Source organism: Streptomyces spinosisporus (genome assembly GCF_022698145.1).
GTDB lineage: Bacteria > Actinomycetota > Actinomycetes > Streptomycetales > Streptomycetaceae > Streptomyces > Streptomyces spinosisporus.
Genome location: NZ_JALDAX010000002.1, coordinates 347,204 through 366,411, shown reverse-complemented (window position 1 = coordinate 366,411; position 19,208 = coordinate 347,204). Strand labels below are relative to the sequence as shown.

At 70.7% G+C, this 19,208-nt stretch carries 17 protein-coding genes and 1 tRNA gene; 9 read left to right on the top strand and 9 right to left on the bottom strand.

The genetic code is table 11. The features are described 5' to 3' along the window. Positions 1 to 36: 36 nt before the first annotated feature. Both MQN93_RS06835 and MQN93_RS06830 read right to left on the bottom strand, forming a co-directional pair. Entirely contained in the window at positions 37 to 549 is a 513-nt protein-coding gene (locus MQN93_RS06835; protein WP_242708743.1) for a SigE family RNA polymerase sigma factor, read from the bottom strand. A gap of 122 nt (positions 550 to 671) precedes the next feature. Continuing rightward, entirely contained in the window at positions 672 to 2,108 is a 1,437-nt protein-coding gene (locus MQN93_RS06830; protein WP_242708742.1) for an MFS transporter, read from the bottom strand. Between the two features lie 68 nt (positions 2,109 to 2,176). Here MQN93_RS06830 and MQN93_RS06825 point away from each other — a divergent pair, with 68 nt between their 5' ends. The 4 genes from MQN93_RS06825 (at position 2,177) to MQN93_RS06810 (ending at position 4,899) form a co-directional block, all read left to right on the top strand. Beyond that, entirely contained in the window at positions 2,177 to 2,716 is a 540-nt protein-coding gene (locus tag MQN93_RS06825) for a winged helix-turn-helix transcriptional regulator (RefSeq protein WP_037782332.1), read from the top strand. Between the two features lie 63 nt (positions 2,717 to 2,779). Continuing rightward, the gene (locus MQN93_RS06820; RefSeq protein WP_242708741.1) at positions 2,780 to 3,115 is read left to right on the top strand and encodes a DUF6412 domain-containing protein; all 336 of its coding nucleotides are present in this window, start codon (positions 2,780 to 2,782) and stop codon (positions 3,113 to 3,115) included. A gap of 67 nt (positions 3,116 to 3,182) precedes the next feature. Beyond that, positions 3,183 to 3,899: a YidC/Oxa1 family membrane protein insertase gene (locus MQN93_RS06815; protein WP_242708740.1), complete on the top strand. Its 717-nt coding sequence runs from the start codon at positions 3,183 to 3,185 to the stop codon at positions 3,897 to 3,899. A gap of 142 nt (positions 3,900 to 4,041) precedes the next feature. Continuing rightward, positions 4,042 to 4,899, top strand: a complete 858-nt coding sequence (locus MQN93_RS06810) for a fumarylacetoacetate hydrolase family protein (protein WP_242708739.1) — start codon at positions 4,042 to 4,044, stop codon at positions 4,897 to 4,899. 86 nt (positions 4,900 to 4,985) lie between these two features. Here the strand turns inward: MQN93_RS06810 and MQN93_RS06805 are convergent, their stop codons facing one another. Together MQN93_RS06805 and MQN93_RS06800 are read right to left on the bottom strand one after the other, a co-directional pair. Beyond that, positions 4,986 to 5,489 (bottom strand): heme-degrading domain-containing protein, encoded by a 504-nt coding sequence (locus tag MQN93_RS06805; RefSeq protein ID WP_242708738.1) that lies wholly within the window; start codon positions 5,487 to 5,489, stop codon positions 4,986 to 4,988. Beyond that, a complete protein-coding gene (locus tag MQN93_RS06800; RefSeq protein ID WP_242708737.1) occupies positions 5,486 to 6,559 on the bottom strand; it encodes a Gfo/Idh/MocA family oxidoreductase in 1,074 nt (357 codons plus the stop codon). Before MQN93_RS06800 ends, MQN93_RS06805 begins: the two co-directional genes overlap by 4 nt. Positions 6,560 to 6,933: 374 nt before the next feature. Between MQN93_RS06800 and MQN93_RS06795 the strand changes: the two genes are divergently transcribed. Next, positions 6,934 to 7,989, top strand: coding sequence for an ROK family transcriptional regulator (locus MQN93_RS06795; RefSeq protein ID WP_242708933.1), 1,056 nt, complete (start codon positions 6,934 to 6,936; stop codon positions 7,987 to 7,989). Positions 7,990 to 8,079: 90 nt separating this feature from the next. Then, on the top strand, positions 8,080 to 8,862 hold the full coding sequence (locus MQN93_RS06790; protein ID WP_242708736.1) for a hypothetical protein: 783 nt from the start codon (positions 8,080 to 8,082) through the stop codon (positions 8,860 to 8,862). Positions 8,863 to 8,936: 74 nt separating this feature from the next. Here the strand turns inward: MQN93_RS06790 and MQN93_RS06785 are convergent, their stop codons facing one another. Beyond that, positions 8,937 to 9,716 carry an HAD-IIA family hydrolase gene (locus MQN93_RS06785; RefSeq protein ID WP_016434941.1) on the bottom strand — a complete coding sequence of 260 codons (780 nt, stop codon included), beginning with the start codon at positions 9,714 to 9,716 and terminating at the stop codon, positions 8,937 to 8,939. A 155-nt stretch (positions 9,717 to 9,871) separates the two neighbouring features. Between MQN93_RS06785 and MQN93_RS06780 the strand changes: the two genes are divergently transcribed. Beyond that, positions 9,872 to 10,426 carry a hypothetical protein gene (locus MQN93_RS06780; RefSeq protein ID WP_242708735.1) on the top strand — a complete coding sequence of 185 codons (555 nt, stop codon included), beginning with the start codon at positions 9,872 to 9,874 and terminating at the stop codon, positions 10,424 to 10,426. Between the two features lie 678 nt (positions 10,427 to 11,104). After that, positions 11,105 to 12,124 (top strand): glycoside hydrolase family 6 protein, encoded by a 1,020-nt coding sequence (locus tag MQN93_RS06775; protein ID WP_242708734.1) that lies wholly within the window; start codon positions 11,105 to 11,107, stop codon positions 12,122 to 12,124. Between the two features lie 32 nt (positions 12,125 to 12,156). Here the strand turns inward: MQN93_RS06775 and glxA are convergent, their stop codons facing one another. The 4 genes from glxA to MQN93_RS06755 all read right to left on the bottom strand — a co-directional run bounded on the left by glxA (position 12,157) and on the right by MQN93_RS06755 (position 17,665). Then, positions 12,157 to 14,094, bottom strand: coding sequence for a radical copper oxidase GlxA (gene glxA, locus MQN93_RS06770; protein WP_242708733.1), 1,938 nt, complete (start codon positions 14,092 to 14,094; stop codon positions 12,157 to 12,159). Further along, positions 14,091 to 16,139 (bottom strand): glycosyltransferase family 2 protein, encoded by a 2,049-nt coding sequence (locus MQN93_RS06765; RefSeq protein ID WP_242708732.1) that lies wholly within the window; start codon positions 16,137 to 16,139, stop codon positions 14,091 to 14,093. Before MQN93_RS06765 ends, glxA begins: the two co-directional genes overlap by 4 nt. 316 nt (positions 16,140 to 16,455) lie before the next feature. Next, positions 16,456 to 17,172 carry a FadR/GntR family transcriptional regulator gene (locus MQN93_RS06760; protein WP_016434947.1) on the bottom strand — a complete coding sequence of 239 codons (717 nt, stop codon included), beginning with the start codon at positions 17,170 to 17,172 and terminating at the stop codon, positions 16,456 to 16,458. A 419-nt stretch (positions 17,173 to 17,591) separates the two neighbouring features. Further along, a tRNA-Lys gene (locus MQN93_RS06755) sits at positions 17,592 to 17,665 on the bottom strand. A 175-nt stretch (positions 17,666 to 17,840) separates the two neighbouring features. On the opposite strand from MQN93_RS06755, the gene MQN93_RS06750 reads away from it, so the two are divergent. Continuing rightward, positions 17,841 to 19,208 (top strand): peptidoglycan-binding protein, encoded by a 1,368-nt coding sequence (locus MQN93_RS06750; RefSeq protein WP_242708731.1) that lies wholly within the window; start codon positions 17,841 to 17,843, stop codon positions 19,206 to 19,208.

The following is a 19,208-nucleotide window of genomic DNA, read 5'->3' as shown; positions in this document are numbered from 1 at the left end:
CACCGTTTCGCGAAAGGACGACGTACAAAGGCGTGTTCAGGGGCGCGCGTACTCGCCGAGGTCCTCGCCGAGCAGCTCCCGCAGCCGCCCGAGAGCACGGGTGCAGCGGGTGCGCACGGCGGCCGAACTGACGTTCATGACCTGGGCGGTCTCCTCGACGGAGCGGTCCTCCCAGTACCGCAGGACGACCACAGCCCGGTCCTTGGCGGGCAGCCGTGCCAGGGCCTGCAGCAGCGTCAGCCGCAGCGGCATGTCACGGCCGGCGCCGTCGTCGGGCAGTTCGGGCAGCACGTCCATGGCCCGCTCGGTGCTGCTGAGCCGGCGCTGATGGGCGAGAAACGTACGCATGAGAACGGTCTGCGCGTACCCCGCCGGGTTGCCCACCCGGGACACCCGCCGCCAGTTGACGTAGAGCCGCCCGAGCGTCTCCTGCACGAGATCCTCGGCCAGATGCGTGTCCCCGGCGGTCAGCAGACAGGCGGACCGGTACAGATGCCCGGCACGCACCGCGGCGAACTCCGCGTACTCGTCCGCCCGCACCTGTCGCATCTCTCCCCCAACTCACGGCACCGCGCCCGGCCCCGCGCATCCGCTCTCACTTCATTGATGCGGTGGGGCCGGGGAAATGTTTCATACGGATGCGCGCGGCGGGCGGGCCGGGGGGAGACGCCTTACGAGGCCGATGACGAAGCCGACGACGAGGCCGACGACGAGCGCAGTGCCAGCACGGCCGCGGCCGCCACCGCCGCGAGGCCCGCCGAGACCGCCAGCGCCAGGTCGGCGCCGTGAGCCAGTCCGCTGCCCGACGACGTCGCGATGGCGATGGTCAGGGCGACGCCCGCGCAGGAGCCGATGTAGCGGAAGGTCTGCTGGGCGCCGGAGCCCATGGCGGCGCGGGCGGCCGGGACCGACTCCACCGACAGCAGGGGCAGGGCGGCGTTCAGCAGGCCGCTGCCGGTGCCGGCGACGATCAGGCCGGGCAGGAGCCGGTGCCAGGAGTGGGCGTCGAGCGCGCCGAGCATGGTGAGCACGCCGACCGCGTGGAGGGCGAAGCCGACGGCGAGTTGGTCACGCGGGGAGACGCGGCCGGACAGCCGCTTGGCCTGCAGTGCCACCGTGAAGGACAGGCCCGACCACAGGAGGAACAGCCAGGCCGTGTCCATCGCGCTCAGGCCGAGCGTCTGCTGGAGCATGGCCGGCAGGAAGCTGAACGTGCCGATCACCGCCAGGCCCGTGAACAGGCCGCCCGCGGAGGACGCCAGGAAGCGGGGGCGGCGCAGCAGGCCGAGGTCGATCATCGGTGTCGCCGTGCGGCGCTCCACCAGGGTGAAGACCGCCATCAACGCCACGGTCGCCACCAGCAGCAGGCCCACCTGCGGGCGCAGCCAGCCGTCCCGGCCCAGGGTCAGGGCGGCGACCAGCGCGACCAGGGCCAGTCCGAAGGTCAGCGCGCCGAGCACGTCCGGGCGGCCGCCCCTCGGCGAACGGGACTCCGTCAGACCGCGGGTGCCGAGCGCCGCCACCAGCAGCGCCGCCGCGCCCAACACGCCGTAGGCCACGCGCCAGTCGGGGAACGCGCCCGCCACGAGGGGGCCCACCGCGATGCCGCCGCTGACGAACGCACCCCACACACCCGTCGCGTGCAGCCGGCCGCGGGGCGTGGGGAACGCATGGACGATCAGCCCCAGGCTGCTCGCGAGGATCGCCGCGCTCGCCGCGCCCTGCGCGATCCGGGCCAGTGTGAACAGCCAGGTGGACGAGGCGAGGGCGCCGAGGGCCGTGGTGATGCCGAGGACGAGGGTGCCCGTCAGGAAGATGCGGCGGCGTCCGTAGTCGTCGGCGAGGCTGCCGGCCACCAGGAGCAGCGCGGCCAGACCCAGCGGGGTGCCGTTGAGCAGCCAGGCCTGCGCGGAGACCGAGGTGTGCAGGGCCGCCGCGGTGTCCGGGAGCGTGACCATCGGGGCGGTGTACGTCATCAGCGTCACGGCCGTGGCCGCGCTGGTCAGGGCGAGGGTGGCGCGAGCGTGCCCGGGCGTCTGAGCGGGCTGCGCGGGCGACGCGCGCGTGGCGTCGACCTCCGTGAGAGTTCGTTCATTGAACCTAGGCATGCCGCCCACCCTAGCACCCTAGGTTCATTCATTGAATCAGCTTCTCGGAAATGGTTACAGTGGACGGCATGGCACTGGGCAGGGACTACGCGACACAGGAGTGCTCCATCGCCCGCGCGCTGGAGGTCGTCGGCGAGCGCTGGACGCTGCTCGTCATCCGCGACGCGCTCTACGGCGTGCGGCGCTACAACGACTTCCTCGTCCACCTCGGCATCCCGCGCGCGGTCCTCGCCGCCCGCCTGCAGACGCTCACCGCGGAGGGCATCCTCGACAAGCGCCGGTACCAGGAGTCGCCGCCGCGCGACGAGTACGTCATCACCGACCGCGGCATCGCCCTGTGGCCCACGCTGCGCTCCCTCGGCCTGTGGGGCCGCGAGCACTTCGGCGAGGCGCCCCTGCGCACCTTCCAGCACTCCGTCTGCGGCACCGAACTGGGGACGTACGGCGAATGCCCCACCTGTGCAACCGCCGTACCCGTCGAGGACGTCGTCATGGTGCCGGGCCCGGGCCTCGATCCGGACCCGGCGGATCCGATCAGCCGGATCCTGCTCAAGCCGAAGCGGCTGCTGGAGCCCATCGAGCAGCCGGCCGCGGCTGATCCGGTATAGCGGCAGATCCTGTATAACCGACAGCAGGACGAGCGCTCGTACGAGAAGAGGGTGGGAGGGGCCATGATCCGCAACCGGGCATCCCTGCGCCCCACCCTCCTGCTGCTGCTCGTCGTCCTCCAGGCCGTGCTGCTCGCCGACACCGGCAGCCTCACCGCCACCGTCGCGCTCGCCGCGACCGCAGCGGCCGGGGCCACGCTCGCCGCCTGCGCCCTGCTCGCCGCACGCTGCGTGCCCGCGGTGCCGCATACACGCGTGCGGACGGCGATGCGCGACCGGGACCGCCGTACGGCCTTCCTGCCGCAGCGCGACCCCGACGCCCGGGGCCGCACCCGCCCCCGAGCCCCCGGATCCGCCCTCCCGACGACCGTCGCACAGGGCACCCTGCACCTCTCCTGACCCGTGCCCGTGCGGGTCGTCATGCCGCCTTCACCCCATTCCGGCATGACCCTCGGAGGGCTCAACCATGTCCGTCTTTCCGGCCTTCGCTCATCTCGTCGAGCAACTCGCCACGCTGATCCAGCCGCTGTTCGGCGCCACCGCGGCCGCCGCCGCGATCGTCCTGTTCACCGCTCTCGTACGACTCCTCGTCCATCCCCTCTCCCGGGCCGCGGCCCGCGGGCAGAAGGCCCGCACCGCGCTGCAGCCGAAGATCACCGAGCTGCGCACCCGGCACCGGAACAACCCCGAGAAGTTCCAGCAGGCCCTGCTGGAACTGCACGCCGAGGAGAAGGTGTCACCGGTGTCCGGGTGCCTGCCCGGACTGCTCCAGCTGCCGGCGTTCTTCCTGCTCTACCACCTGTTCTCGAGCACCACGATCGGCGGGGAGCACAACGGTCTGCTCACCCACCACCTGTTCGCCGCGCCGCTCGGCGGGCGATGGGCTGATGCCCTGTCCGGCGCCGGGGTGTTCGGGGCGGCCGGGCTCGTGTACCTCGGGCTCTTCGCGATCGTCGCGGCGGTCGCCACCTTCAACTACCTCCGCGCGAAGAAGACCATGGCCACCGCCGCCGTCGACGCCGGCCCGGAGCAGATTCCCGGCGCCGCGGCCATCGGCAGGGTCGCGCCGTACCTGTCCTTCTTCACGCTCGTCACGGTGGCCGTCGTACCGCTGGCGGCCGCGCTGTACGTGGTGACGAGCACGACGTGGACCGCGGTCGAACGGGCCGTGCTCTACCGCTAGGGCAGGTAGGGCAGTAGGGCCGAGGCGGGGGTCCAGTCCGTGAACCGGGTCTTGCGGACTGGACTTCGAGCTTGGAGGATCGACCAGTCCTCCGATGGCTGCACACATCGGTCGGACGCCCGCGATCGAGGGAGACATGATCATGAAGCTGCTGCGAGTCGGTACGGCCGGAGCGGAGACGCCCGCGCTGCTCGACGCCGAGGGGATTCTGCGGGACCTCTCCGGTGTCGTCCCGGACATCGACGGAGCGCTGCTCGCCGACGAAGCGGCGCTGCAGCGGATCCGCACGGCCGCCGAGGCGGGGGAGCTGCCCGCCCTGGACGCGACCGGGCTGCGCGTCGGGCCGCCGCTCGCCCGGATCGGCAAGGTCGTGTGCATCGGGCTGAACTACCACGACCACGCGCGCGAGACCGGCGCCGAGCCGCCCGCCGAGCCGGTGATCTTCTTCAAGGCCGCGGACACGGTGGTCGGGCCGAACGACATGGTGCTGGTGCCCCGCGGGTCGCGGAAGACCGACTGGGAGGTCGAGCTCGCCGTCGTCATCGGGCGCACGGCCCGGTATGTCGAGTCGGCGCAGGCGGCGCTCGGCCATGTCGCCGGATACGCCGTGGCGCACGACGTGTCCGAGCGGGAGTTCCAGATCGAGCGCGGCGGCACCTGGGACAAGGGCAAGAACTGCGAGACGTTCAATCCGCTGGGGCCGTGGCTCGTGACGGCGGACGAGGTCGCCGATCCACAGGATCTGTCGTTGAAGCTGTGGGTCAACGGGGAGTTGAAGCAGGACGGGACGACGGCTGAGCAGATCTTTCCGGTGGGGGAGGTCGTGCGGTACGTCAGTCAGTTCATGACGCTGTACCCCGGGGACGTCATCAACACGGGGACGCCGGCGGGGGTTGCCATGGGGGCGCCCGAGCCGAAGCCGTATCTGCGGGCCGGGGATGTCGTCGAGCTGGAGATCGAGGGGCTCGGGCGGCAGCGGCAGGAGTTCAAGGACGCCTAGAGGGGGTGGGGCTGCGCGTGCTTGGCGACCGCGGGTGCGTCGTGGTTGCGCGCGCAGTTCCCCGCGCCCCTGGCGGGGCGCTCCCGTCAGGCCTTGTCCAGGAAGGTCTCCAAGGCCTCCACCACCAGTCTGTGGTCGGCCAGTTGGGGGAGGCCGCTGACCGTCACCGTGCCGATCACGCCCACGCCCAGGACGTTGATCGGGAAGGAGCCGCCGTGGGCCGCGTAGCGGTCCGGGTCGAGGCGGGAGGACTCCTCGAAGGTGGAGCCCTTGGCGCGGAAGCGGGCGCCCACGAGGTAGGAGGCGGAGCCGTAGCGCTCCACCACACGGCGCTTGCGGGCGATCCAGGCGTCGTTGTCGGGGGTGGAGCCGGGGAGGGCCGCGTGGAAGAGCTGCTGGCCCGCGCGGTGGATGTCGATCGCGACCGGCGCCTGGCGCTCCCGGGCCAGCTCCACGAGCAGGGAACCCAGCGCCCAGGCGTCCTCGTGGGTGAACTGGCTGAAGACCAGGTGCCGTTCCTGCGCCTCCAGTTCCTCCACGGACGGAGTCAGCTCCGGCTGGAACTTGGGCGTGATCTCCTTGTGCGTCACAGCGTCACCGCCACCTTGTCGCGGGCCGAACGGCGGGCCGCCTCAAGGACGTCGAGGGCTGCTGCCGCCTCGAGAGCGGTCACCGGGTTGGCGCCGCCGTCGGTGAGGGCCCTGGTCACGGCCGCATAGTACGCGGGGTAGTCGCCGGGGAGGGTCGGTTCGGGGCGGCCGCTGCCGGTCGCCGGGGACTCGCCGGAACCGACGCGGCCCCACGCCTCCTCCGCCTCCGTGCCCCAGCCGGCCCCCGGGCCGGGACGCCGGCCCTCGCGCAGGTCGGCCTCCTGCGGGTCGAGGCCGTACTTGACGTAGCCCGCCTTCGAGCCGAGGACCCGGAAGCGCGGGCCGAGTTGTGCGGTCGTGGCGGAGACGTAGAGGTGCGAGCGGACGCCGCTGGTGTGGGTGATGGCGATGAACGTGTCGTCGTCCGCCTCCGCGCCCGGGCGGCGGATGTCCGACTCGGCGTACACCTGCGCGGCCGGGCCGAAGAGGACGAGTGCCTGGTCGACGACATGGCTGCCGAGGTCGTAGAGCAGACCTCCGATCTCTGCCGGGTCGCCGGACTCGCGCCAGCCGCCCTTGGTCTGCGGGCGCCACCGCTCGAACCGGGACTCGAAGCGCCATACGTCGCCCAACTCGCCCTTCTCCAGCAGCGCTTGCAGGGTCAGGAAGTCGTTGTCCCAGCGGCGGTTCTGGAAGACGGAGAGGAGCAGTCCGCGGTCCTCGGCGAGGGCCGCGAGTTCGCGTGCCTCGGCGGCCGTGCCGGCGATCGGCTTGTCGACGACGACCGGGAGGCCGGCCTTCAGGGCCGTGGTCGCGAGCGGTACGTGCGTCCGGTTCGGGGACGCGACGACGACCAGGTCCAGCTCGGCGGCGCGGCCGAACAACTCCTCGGAGGTCGCCGCGACGCGCACGTCCGGGAACTCGGCGAGGGCCTGCTTCTGCCGCTCCGGGTTCGAGGTGACCACCGTGTCGAGGGTGAGGCCCTCGGTGGCGGCGATCAGCGGGGCGTGGAAGACGGAGCCCGCGAGGCCGTAGCCGACGAGGCCCACGCGCAGAGGAGTACGAGTCATGCCTCCCACTTTCGCAACGCTGTTGCCAAAGTGCAAGCGCGGGGGACAATGGGCGCGTGGACAGGACGAGGGCAGCGGAGGCGGATGCAGGGGCACGGGCGGGGGCGGGGGCGGCGTCCGCCGCCGGCGGTGCGGGCTCGACGTCGGCGGTCGGCGGTGCGGGCTCGACGTCGGCGGTCGGCCGTGCGGGGGCGACGTCGGCCGTGGGGCGGGCGGGGGCGACGTCGGCCGGCGGCCGGGCGGGCGCCGTGTCGGCCGTCGGCCGTGCGGAAACGACATCGGCCGTCGGTCGGGCCGGAGCGGCGAGCGCGCCCGTCACGGCGGGGGCGTCCGGCGTCGTCGGCGCGAACCTGCCCGCCCTGCGCAGCCACAACATGGCGCTCGTCCTCGATCTGCTGCGCACCGCCGGGGCCGAGGGGATCAGCCGCCTCGAACTCGCCGAGCGGACCGGGCTGACCCCGCAGGCCGTCAGCAAGATCACCGCACGGCTGCGGGCGGACGGCCTCGCGGCGGAGGCGGGGCGCCGCGCCTCGACGGGCGGCAAGCCGCGCACAGTGCTGCGGCTGGTCCCCGAGGCCGGACACGCGGTCGGGCTGCACCTGGACCGCGACGAACTGCGGGCGGTCCTGGTCGACCTGACGGGCGCCGTCGTGGGGGAGGAGCGCACCTCGCTCGACCTCGGCGCGGGCCCCGAGGCCGTGGTGGACGCGGTGGCGCGGGAAGCGGGAGCGCTGACCGGCCGGGTGTCGGGCGGCGGGGCGCCGGGCGGCCGGGGCACGGACGCGCTCCTCGGGATCGGGGTCGCGCTCCCCGGCCCGCTGGACCACGCCCGCGGTGTGCTGCACCGGGTGACGGGGTTCCCCGAGTGGGACGGCTTCCCCCTGCGCGACGCGCTGGCCCGGCGGCTCGGCGTGCCCGTCGTCGTCGACAAGGACACCAACGCGGCGGCGCTCGGCCTGGCCGTCGCGGGCACGGGCGGGTCCTTCGCGTATCTCTATCTCGGTACGGGCCTCGGTGCCGGACTCGTCATCGGCGGCAGCGTGCACCGCGGCGCCCGCACCGGCGCCGGGGAGTTCGGCCACCAGGTCGTCCAGCTTGACGGGCCGCCCTGCGGCTGCGGCAACCGCGGCTGCGTCGAGGCGCTGTGCCTGGCCGCGGTGGCACGCGGCGAGGCCGACGAGGCGGCCCGCGTGCTCGGCACCGCGGCCGGCAACCTCGTCGCCCTGCTCGACATCGACCTCGTACTGCTCGGCGGCCGCACCATCACCGCCGCGCCCGACGCCTTCGTGACCGGGGTGACCGCCGTCCTGGACGAGCGCGCCCGGCGGGTCGGCGAGACGGCGGTGCCGGTACGGATCGCGTCCGACGGGGTCGCGGAGGGGGCCGCGCAGTTGGTGCTGGCCCCGTTGTTCGGGCGGGCGGACGGCTGACCGGCTGACGGTCTGCCTGCTGATCGGGGGGACTTGCCCGGGATCGCGGGGCGGCATCGTCCGGCGCCCCGACCCGTCCGGCACAGTCTCATGATTATGCGACTCCGCACGCCCGTCTCCCTGTGCCTGGCCGCAGCCGCCGCGCTCCTCCCCGTGGCGGCGCCGGCGCACGCCGCCCCCGGCTGCGCACCGGACGGCCGCCGCTTCCCCGTCACCACCCGCATCCACGGCGGCCCCGACGCCTATGAGGCGGGCGGCGGATACGGCACCTGGTACCTGGACCTGACCAACACCACCGACCGGACCTGCACGGGCATCCACCCGGTCGTCGTGCTCGTCGACAACAAGCGCGCCCTGAAGCCGACGCAGCCCCGCCTGGACTTCTACGCCGCCGATCGTCCGCACCCCGTGCGCTTCACCGCCACCGACGAGGACGAACTCGTCGGCGCCTTCGACGACGGCCTTCCCGGCTTCACGGTCGGCCCCGGCAGGACCGTCAGCGTGAAGGTCCGCCTCGCGCTCACCTCGGACACCCTGACCAACGAGGTCACCGCCAACGCGGCCGTCGTCCAGCGGCACAAGGACGACGGCGACTGGGTCGGTCAGTCCGGCGACTACCGCTTCCGCATCGACGGCGCCGCGACCCGGGACCCGGAGGACGCGACCCGGGACCCGGACGAAACGACCCCGAGCCAGGACGGCGCGACCCCCACCGGCACCGCCTCACCGGGCCTCGACCCCGGCCTCCCCTTCGTCGACGAACTCGCCCGCACCGGCCTCGGCACCCCGGCCGGCACCCTCGCGGCCATCGCCGTCCTCCTCGTCACCGCGGGCGCCGTACTGCTCGCCGTCAAGCCGCGCAAGCGCGGCTGAGGGGGGCCGGGCAGCGCGCCATCGGGTCCGCCCGAGACGCGCGACCCGAGACGCGCGGCCCGAGATCGCTGCGCTCAGACCAGGTCGACCAGGTCCGCGATGGAGTCCACGACCTTCGTCGGCCGGTACGGGAAGCGCTCGACGTCGGCCATGGTCGTCAGTCCGGTCAGGACGAGGAAGGTCTCCATCCCGGCCTCGAGCCCGGCCAGCACGTCCGTGTCCATACGGTCGCCGATCATGGCGCTGCTCTCCGAGTGCGCCCCGATGGTGTTCAGCGCGCTCCGCATCATGAGCGGATTCGGCTTGCCGACGAAGTACGGCTCCTTGCCGGTCGCCTTGGTGATCAGCGCGGCGACGGAACCGGTCGCCGGGAGCGCGCCCTCCGGGGAGGGCCCGGTGTTGTCCGGGTTGGTGGCGATGAAGCGGGCACCCTTGTTGATCAGCCGGATGGCCTTGGTCAGCGCCTCGAACGAGTACGTCCGCGTCTCGCCCAGGATCACGAAGTCGGGGTCGGAGTCCGTCAGCACGTACCCGGCGTCGTGCAGAGCCGTGGTCAGGCCGGCCTCGCCGATCACGTAGGCGGTGCCGCCGGGGTGCTGGTTGTCCAGGAAGCTGGCGGTGGCCAGGGCGGAGGTCCAGATGTTCTCCGCCGGTACGTCGAGGCCGATCCTGTTCAGCCGGGCGTGCAGGTCGCGCGCGGTGTAGATCGAGTTGTTCGTGAGGACCAGGAACGGACGGTCCGACTCGCGGAGCTTCTTGATGAACGCGTCCGCGCCCGGCACCGGGACGCCCTCGTGCATCAGCACCCCGTCCATGTCGGTGAGCCACGATTCGATGGGCTTGCGATGGGCCATGGGTGCCGACTCCCGGTCTGTCTGCGTACGAGACGGCCATGATATTCGGCACGGCTCGCCGAAACCCTCTGCCACCCGAACGGAGCAGTGCGGGGCCGCTGAGGATGCGGGGTGCGGGCTCGCGGGAGAGCCTCCGGATATCTGGAGGTTTCACGATGGGTTCACTGCGTCTCACTCTCTGTACCGGACTTCTGGCCGCCTGCGCTCTCGCGCCGGGGGCGCCGTACGCGGCTGACGGGGGCGGAGCAGGTGTCTCGGTGGTCCCGTCGTCCCCCGCCCCCGGCACCGACATCGCACTGCACGCGACCGGATGCCCGGCGCGGACGGGCACCGCGGCGTCCCCGGCGTTCGTCGCCGACGCGCGGCTGACGGGCACCGACGGCACACTCACCGGGGACACCCGGGTCCGCACCTCGCTGCAGCCCGGCTCCTACGGCGTGACGCTCACCTGCTCCGACACCGTGATCAACGGCAGGATCACCGTCGTACCGCAGACGCAGCACCAAGCCCCGTCACAGACCCTGCAGCACGGCCCCGCCGCCGCACTCCCCGTCGACGCGAACGGCGGCGCTGCCGCACACTTCGCCTCCGTGGACGTGCGCGGAGCCGGCCCCGGCACGGGCCAGGCAATCACCGGACTGGTACTAGCAGGCGTCGCCGCGGCCACCGTAGGCCTCCTCCGCACCCGCCGCAGACGCGGAACGGACTGACCGAGGCCTCTGTGGGGCCACACCGGCCCGAACGGGGGCCGAGGCAGCTCCAACGCCGACACGGCTGACGGGCCCTACCGACCGCGTCCGCCCCGAGCCGCGGGAGCAACCCGGGGGAGGTTCGTGGGGCCATGGGGTATCGGACGGTCCGAGGCCGAGTCCGAGGCAACTTCGACACCGACACGGCTTCCGGGCAACGCCCACTACCGGCCAGCTCCCCGCCAAGCTGCGGCAGCCTCCACCGACCCACAAACAGTCCCACCGCCGGACGGCTCCCACCTGGCCCGGTCGGCGGTCTGCTCCCCCCGAAACCGCCGACCGGGCTGGTCCTCGACCGCGCGCGCACGGGCTGCGGGAGTAACCCGGCGGTCTGCGCGGGAGGTTCGTGGGGCCATGGGGGATCGGACGGGCCGGGGTCTGGGGTCGTCTGAGAAGACTTTAGAACGGATGAGCGCCCGAGCCTAGGGTCTGAATGACGCCAGGTTCCACTACGGTGGCTCTCCGTCATCCCCCCTGGTGACCGGGGGCTCCGAGGTGGCCGACGGGGCGAAGCAGGTCTCCGGCCGTGCAGGCGGCGGGGCTGTAACAGCTCGCCGACAAGACCCGGGTGATCTCGTGGGTGCCGCGAGCCGTATGTCAGGATTGAGCCTCGGACCAGTGCACCCAAGGGGGAGTTGGATGTACGGCATGAGGGGGGCCGGAATGAGTGCCTCCGCGGCGGTGCTGGGGGCGGCACTGCTCGTCGCGGGGTGTTCCTCCGGAGGCGACGGCGACAACGGCAAGGACGCCGGCGCGAAGATCACTCAACAGCCCAAGGAGAGCGACCCGTTCTGGGTCAACCCGGACGGCAACGCGGCACGGCAGGTGGCCGCGTACGAGAAGTCCGGCAAGGACGACGAGGCCGAGCAGATCCGCAAGATCGCCGAGCAGCCGACCGGCGAGTGGATCGGCCCGGAGAACCCCGAGCAGGAGGCCAAGGGCTACACCGAGGCCGCCGACAAGGCCGGCCGCACCGCGCTGCTCGTCCTCTACAACATCCCGCACCGCGACTGCGGTCAGTACTCGCAAGGAGGCGCGGCCGACGGCGACGCCTACCGCACCTGGATCGACGGCGTCGCATCCGGCATCGGCGACCGCGCGGCCACGGTGATCCTCGAACCGGACGCGATCCTGCACCTGGTGGACGGCTGCACCGAGGACGAGTTCCACGAGGAGCGCTACGACCTCCTCAAGGGCGCGATCACCAAGCTCAAGTCCCTGAAGAACACCAAGGTCTATCTGGACGCGGGCAACGCCGGCTGGGGCCACCCCGACCAGATCTACGAGCCCCTGCAGTGGGCGGGCATCGCGCAGGCGGACGGCTTCGCCGTCAACGTCTCCAACTTCTACTCGACCGAGGACTCCGTCGCGTACGGCAAGCAGCTGTCCGCGAAGGTGGGCGACAAGCACTTCGTCATCGACACCAGCCGCAACGGCAAGGGGCCGTACACGGCCGGCGACGAGGACGAGCGCTGGTGCAACCCGCCGGGCCGCGCCCTCGGGGAGACCCCGACGACCAAGACCGCCGACCCCCTGGTGGACGCCTACCTGTGGGTCAAACGCCCCGGGGAGTCGGACGGCACCTGCAAGGGCGGCCCGAAGGCGGGCCAGTGGTGGGCCAGTTACGCCTTGAAGCTCGCCAAGGCATCAACCCCCTAGGGGCGCGGGGCACAACGCACCCGGTGAAAGTGCTACGGCACCTTCACCCACTGCGCCTTGCTCGGCGTCCCCTGGTCGTCGTCCACGAACAGCATGTACCACCCCGACTGAACAAGGTTCTTGTTCTTCGGCACGGTCACCGTGATCTTGTTCCCGGCGGTCTTGAAGTCCAGTGCGATCGACCGCTGGTCCACGTCCGTGACATGGGTCGACGCACTGGGCCTGATCAGCCGCACCTTCTTGATGGCGGAGGCCTGCGGTGAGCTGAACGTCCCCGTCCCGCCCCGGGCGATGGTCTGCGGCCCGCCCGACAGCGAGGGCCGCGAGTCCCGGTACAGATACGGCGGCGTGTAGATCTCGATCCGCTGCTCGAACTTGCCCGGCTTGGTGTTGGCCTTGTCGGCGTAGAGCGAGTCGGACCCGAAGAACATCACCCTGCCGTCCGGCAGCAGGATCGACCCGGAGTGGTAGTTGCGCCCCACCAGCGGGTCGGCGACCTTGTCGAAGGTGTTGGTGTCCGGGTGGTAGATCCGGGCCTGGTGGATGTTGGAGTCGCTGCGCCCGCGGTAGTCCTCGGAGCCGCCCGACACCAGCACGGTGTCGTCCGGCAGCACCGACGACTGCGGATAGCGCGTCCCCTTCTCCAGCTCCGGCCCGTCCGTGAACTTCGGGTTCTTGTCCTTCAGGTCGATCAGCCGGGTCTTGTTGCTGGACAGCTTGGACTCGCCGACCCCGCCACCGCCGATCACCATGAACTTCTCGTCCTGGGCCGGAGGCAGCAGCACCGTGCCGGACGTCTCCATCATGTTGGCGTCGCTCAGCCCGGGCAGCTTGGTGAACTTGTTGGTGTCGACGTCCCAGATGCCGGGCGTGCGGCCGACGTTGTCCGGCCCGTAGCCCGCGTTCGAACCCGAGTAGAAGATCTTGCCGTTCTGCATCAGGAACAGCGCGGGATACGTCGGGAACTGGCGGATCTTCGAGGTGTACGTCCACTTCTTGGTCTTCGGGTCGAAGATCTCGTTCTTGCCCGGCACCAGCTGCCCGATGTCGTCGAGACCGGAGACGCTGAGGATCTTGCCGTCGCTCAGCGTGGTGAGCGTCGGGTACCAGCGGGCCTCGTTCATCGGGTCGACCTTGATGTACTTCTCGGCGACCGGGTCGAACTCGTAGGCGTTCCGGATCCCCTGGAAGTCCTTCTTGTCGAGGGCGAGCTTCTGCGCGATGCCGTAGGTGTTGCGCGCCTCGGAGCCGGTCAGGCCCTGGATGCGGTAGTTGTCCTGGGTGCCGGTCTCGTACTTGGTGCCGCTCTTCTTCGCCTCGACGTAGGTACGGCCGAGCCCGGGGTCGTTGCGCAGGAACTTGCCCGTCGCCTTGTCGAAGACCTTCTTCGCGCGCGGCACCAGCACCGGGTCCTTCGACACGAAGCTCTTGCCGTTCTCCTTGCCGGTGAACACGGTCCCCGCGGGCAGCGTGATCGGCTTGTCCGGGTTCTCGTTGTGCACCACCATCAGGCCGCCGGCCTTGGTGACGTCGCCCTTGAGCTTCTCGTAGCGCTTGGTGCCGCCCGCGATCAGCAGATTGCCGTTGGCCAGCTGCGTATGACCCGTGCAGAACAGGTCGGCCGGCGTCGGCACCTTCTTGATCGTGCCCTTGACCGGGTCCCAGATCCGCGAGTCGAACTTCTTCGCGTCGAAGTTGTCCTGGTTGTTGCCCGAGCCGGCGATCAGCAGCACCTTGCCGGTGCGCAGCAGCGCCGCGTGGATGGTGTCCTGACGGTACTTCTGCGGGAACTCGATGATGTCCCAGTGGCCGTTGTCCGCTTTGTACTCGGGTCTGTTGATCTGGTACTCGTGATATTTCTCGGTGCCGAAGCGGTAGAGCCACGGACCGTTCATCCCGGCCAGCGCGAGCACGACTGCCGTACCGATCGCGAGTCGACGGACACGGCGGTGGCCTGCACGGTCGTTCATTCCTTACGTCCCCCAAATCCACCAAGGGCGATCTGCATCGTCTGGTCATTTCCTGCGCCCTGCCCCGGATCCTGGGCCGGGCCCGTGCCCGAACCCGAGGCGGCCCAGCTGGGCTTGTGCCCGGAGCCGTGCTGCGCGTGCTGCCCGTGCGGTGCGTACTGCCCGTGGGGCGCGTACTGCGCGGGCTGCGGCTGGTGGGCGGGCGCGGGCGCCGCCTGTCCCTGCTGCGGCAGTCCCGGCGCGGGCGGCTGCTTCTTCGCCTTCCGCAGCGAGTACCGCCAGGCGAAGATCGGCGACGCGGTGATCAGCAGGGCGAACGTCGCCCAGATGATCATCGCCGGGTGCGAGTGCCCGAGCGTGAAACCGGCGGCGATCGAACCGCCGAAGACCAGGATGAAGAACAGATGGATCCGGAAGGTCCCGAACAGGGTGTCGGGGCTTGCCGAGTCGCCCTTGGGGGTCACCACGAACTTGCTCTTGCGGCGCAGCACCGTGTCCATCAGCGAGCGGGCGTAGATCGGCGCCGAGAGGGCCGACATCACCATGCCCGCAACACCGCCGGAGCCCTCCGGCTCGTGCGGGGAGACGTTGTGCCGGCGGTTCCAGATGTACAGGCCGATCTGCAGCGCGGACGCGTTGCCGTACAGCATCAGCCAGACCGTCGGGTCGATGTTCACACCCGAGGCGCCCAGGCCCAGGAACAGCGCACAACTCAGCGCCGCCAGGATCCAGTTGAGGGCCGACATCGGGTAGAAGATGATCATCATCGTGTAGTTGAAGAGCTTGCCCGGAGGCAGCGAGAACCAGCCCTTCCAGTACTGCTTGAGGATCGTCTCGTACGTCCCCCGCGACCAGCGCAGCTGCTGGGTGAAGAAGTCCGTCCAGGCGCCCGGGCCCTCACCGACGGCGAGCACGTCCGGTGTGTAGACCGACCGCCACTTCTTGCCCGTCGCGGGGTTCTTGTGCCGGTGGATCTCGAAGCCGGTGGCCATGTCCTCGGTGATCGAGTCGTACAGGCCGCCGATCTGCTTGAGCGCCTTGATCCGCACGGCGTTCGAGGTGCCCACGAACATCGGGGCGCCGTAGGCGTTGCCCGCGCGCTGGATCAGCGCGTGGAAGAGGAACTGCTGCGACTCGGCGGCCTTGGTGATGGGGTTGTCGTAATTGCCGTACACCTGCGGGCCGATGACGAAGCCGACGTCCGGGTCGCGGAAGAAGCCGAGCATCCGCTCCAGGTAGTTGGGCAGCGGGACGTGGTCGGTGTCGACCGAGGCGAAGAAGTCGTAGTCGTCGCCGTGCGCCTCGAGCCAGGCGTTGTAGTTGCCGTGCTTGGTCTTGGCGCGGTGCGGGCCCTTCTTCTGGTTCCACTGCGCAACTCCCTTGCGGGAGAAGTGATGTACGCCGAGACGGGCGCAGACCGCCTTCACCTCGGCGTCGTCGCCCTCGTCCAGGAGCCAGATGTGCAGAAGGCCCCGGTGCCGCAGCCGGACGGCCGCCTCCAGGGTCTTCGTCACCATCTCCAGGGGTTCCTTGCCGGGCACGTACGTCGTGATGAACGCGACTCTCGTGCCGGTCTCCGGCACCACCGGGACCGGGTCGCGGGCGACCAGGGTGGCGTGCGCGTTGGACAGCACGTTCATGCAGCGGAAGAACTCGATCAGACCGATCGAGACGAGCATCACGACGTCCAGCGCCGGCAGGAAGTCGAAGGCGGGGTAGTCGCGTTCGGTCCAGTGCTCCGGCTGCAGCAGCCAGGCCAGCAGGATCAGCGACAGCAGCGGCGCCGCGCCGAGCATCAGGGCGGCGCGCAGGCGGTGCGGTTCCTGCGAGAGCAGTGAGCGGTACTGGACCTTGTAGGGCTTGCCGGGATCCGGCTGGGTGAGGGGGCCGGCCAGTCGGCTGTAGTGCTCGTAGTCGTATCTCGGCAGGTTCTTCTTGATCCTGCGGAACTGGCCCGTGGTGCTGTTCCGTTGCGAAGGCACCCTCAGCTGCGTGGTTTCCGACGAGTCGAAGTTCTGCCGGGCGCCCTTCGGCGTCGACGTCATGAGTCATCCCCCCACACGCAGGTCACCGCGTGTTGTGTCGGTTCCTTCCGTCCGCGACGGGTCCCCCTCGACCCTTCACAGACGTATCAGTGGCGGGCCGCAGTCACCACAGTATCCACACCCATAGACATGGAACTGCGACCTTCCGGTTGCATGATGCCCCCCTCGGCATCGCCTCGTGAACGGGGCCCCCTATCCCCGCAACCCCGGCAACCGCTTACTAGACCCCCAAGTGCCGCGTATCCGCAGCATCTTGAAAAACAGGGTTCTACGGCGTTCATCATGATCGCAAGATGCGAAACGCGGTGTTTACCGGTCATACGCGTTCATTGTGGCGCATGTGGGGGTCCTGTGGATGCGTTGTGGACAGCCGGGCACGGATGTTGCCGAAGTGCTCCCTTATCGCCTCCTCCGCCCGAACCGAGTCGTCCGACCGCACCGCGTCGAGGATGTCGCGATGCTGCCGACAGGTGATCTTCGGGTCCTGCGGTGCGCCTCCCAGGTCCGTCTGGACACGGTGGAAGGCGTCCCAGAACGCCTCCAGGACCTCGCCGAGCAGTACGTTGTCCAGCCCTCGGTACAGGGTGGCGTGAAAGGCACGGTCGGTGTCCGCGAGGCCGGCGCCTCCTTGCGCGGCCTGCTGTTCCATACGGTTCACGAGTGCGTCGAGTTCAATGAGATCCGATTCCGGGATGCGGCCCGCGAGCCGGGAGACCAGTCCCGTCTCGACCGCCTCGCGCAGTTCGAGCAGCTGGAGCAGGGAGTCCTCGCCGCGGTAGTGGCCGGCGACCGTGCGGAAGGCCAGTCCCTCGATCATCGGGGCCAGCGACATCGGGCCGACGTACGTCCCGAAGCCATGCCGGATCTCCACGATGCCCATCGCCTGCAGGGCCTTCAGCGCCTCGCGCACCGAGTTCCGGCTCGCCCCGAGGTACTCCATCAGTTCCGGCTCGGTCGGCAGCGGGGCCCCGGAGGGGAGCCTGCGGTCGACGATCAGCTTCTTGATCCGCTCCTGGAGGTCACGCGCTGCCATGGGCCAGAGCGTATCCGGCCAAACAAGAAGAAGCCCCCTCGCTCGCACGAGGGGCTCTCATACAGCCTTTCCCCGGGGATGCCCTCCGGGGCCTCAGCGGTCCCTGCTGGACCGGGTGGGTGCAGTCATCAACGTAGGGCCGACTGTGGCAGGGGGGTGTGGGTGGCGAAGCCCCCACGGCGTGCGGCGTGGGGGCGCACAGACGCCGGGGACTCGAACCCGGACCCCCCAGCCGTCCCTGCCGAGCCGCGGGCTGGCGCGCGGGCTCCAACGAAGGGTGCCGTCATCGACGCGGGGGCCGACTCTCGCAGGGGGGTGTGGGTGGCGGAGCCCCCACCTCGCGTGGCGTAGCCGCGTGGAATACGGCGATGGCGAGACCGGTTCGCGGGTTCCGCGAACATGTCTCGCCATCTTCGTCGTGCGCCGCCAGGGACTCGAACCCCGGACCCGCTGATTAAGAGTCAGCTGCTCTAACCAACTGAGCTAGCGGCGCGTGCTGACGGCGTAACTCTACCGGACCAGCGGGGGTGCTCCTGACCACGTGGGGGGTGGGTGCGGGGGGCTTGTACATCATTCGGACCGTCAACATGCGCGTCGGCAAGACCGTTGGGAAACTGATCGACGTGTACACGCGCGGTCTTTTTCAACGGGAGTGTGAGGGGAATCGCATGGCGGCTCCGGTATTCGAGGAATTCGATCCGGCGAGCGACTGCGACTGTCCCGGATGTGCGTACTGGCACCGCGTCCTGCCGTATTCACGCACGGTGCGGCACCCGGCCGCCCGACGGGCCGTGATCGTGGCGGCAGCCGCCTCCACCGCTCTCGGCGCCGGCCATGCCGCCCCCGCGTTCGCCTCCCCGCAGGCCCCGCCCGGCCCCGGCGTTCCCGCAGGTGACGGGCATGGCAGCCCGCAGGGACACAAGACCGCGCTGTACGGCCGCAGCGCGAAAACCCCCGCCGACCCGCAGCACCCACCCACGACCACCCGCACGGAGATCATCAACCGGGCCAGGAAATGGGTCGACGCACAGGTGCCGTACAGCATGGCCGACTACTGGTCCGACGGTTACCGCCAGGACTGCTCGGGATTCGTCTCGATGGCCTGGGGGCTGCCCGGAAACGAATGGACGGGAAGTCTCGGCCGTTACGGCAGACAGATCACCAAGGAGGAACTGCAACCCGGCGACATTCTGCTGTTCCACAATCCGCAGAACCCGGAGAAAGGCTCGCACGTCGTCATTTTCGGCGGCTGGACGGACTACACGCACAGCAACTACCTCGCCTACGAACAGACACCCCCGCACGCCCGCAAGCAGGCCACCCCGTACGCCTACTGGACCAACTCCGACCGCTACCTGCCCTACCGCTACAACGGGCTCGCGGCAGATCCACCGCCGACCGCGCCGACCACGCCGACCACGCCGACCGAACCGGCTGCCCCAGCCACGCCGGCCGCCCCCGCCACGCCCGCCGCCCCGGCACCCGGCGCGAACGCCAGGACGCCGTACCCGGGAAGGGAGTACTTCGGTCCCGGCGCGAACAACAAGTACGTCACCCAGCTCGGCCAGATGCTGATCGCGCGCGGCGCCGCACGCTTCTACCCGTCGGGCCCCGCCCCCCGCTGGTCGGACGCGGACCGCAGGGCCACCCAGGCCTTCCAGCTGGCCCAGGGCTGGACCGGCGCGGGCGCCGACGGGCTGCCGGGCCCGCAGACCTGGGACCTGCTGGTGTCCGGGAAGGGCAAGTCCATCCCGGCCGCCGTGAAGGCGGGCTCGGCCGGGCCCGCGTCGCACGGCGTGCCCGGCTATCCGGGGCGCGCGTTCTTCCGGCCCGGCGCGACCAACGAGTACATCACCCGGCTCGGGCAGCAGCTGGTGAGGAAGGGGTTCGGCAGGTACTACACGACCGGGCCGGGGCCGCGCTGGGGCGAGGCGGACCGGCGGGGCGTCGAGGCCTTCCAGCGCTCCCAGGGCTGGCGCGGCGGCGCGGCGGACGGCTTCCCGGGGCCGGAGACCTGGAGACGACTGTTCGCCTGA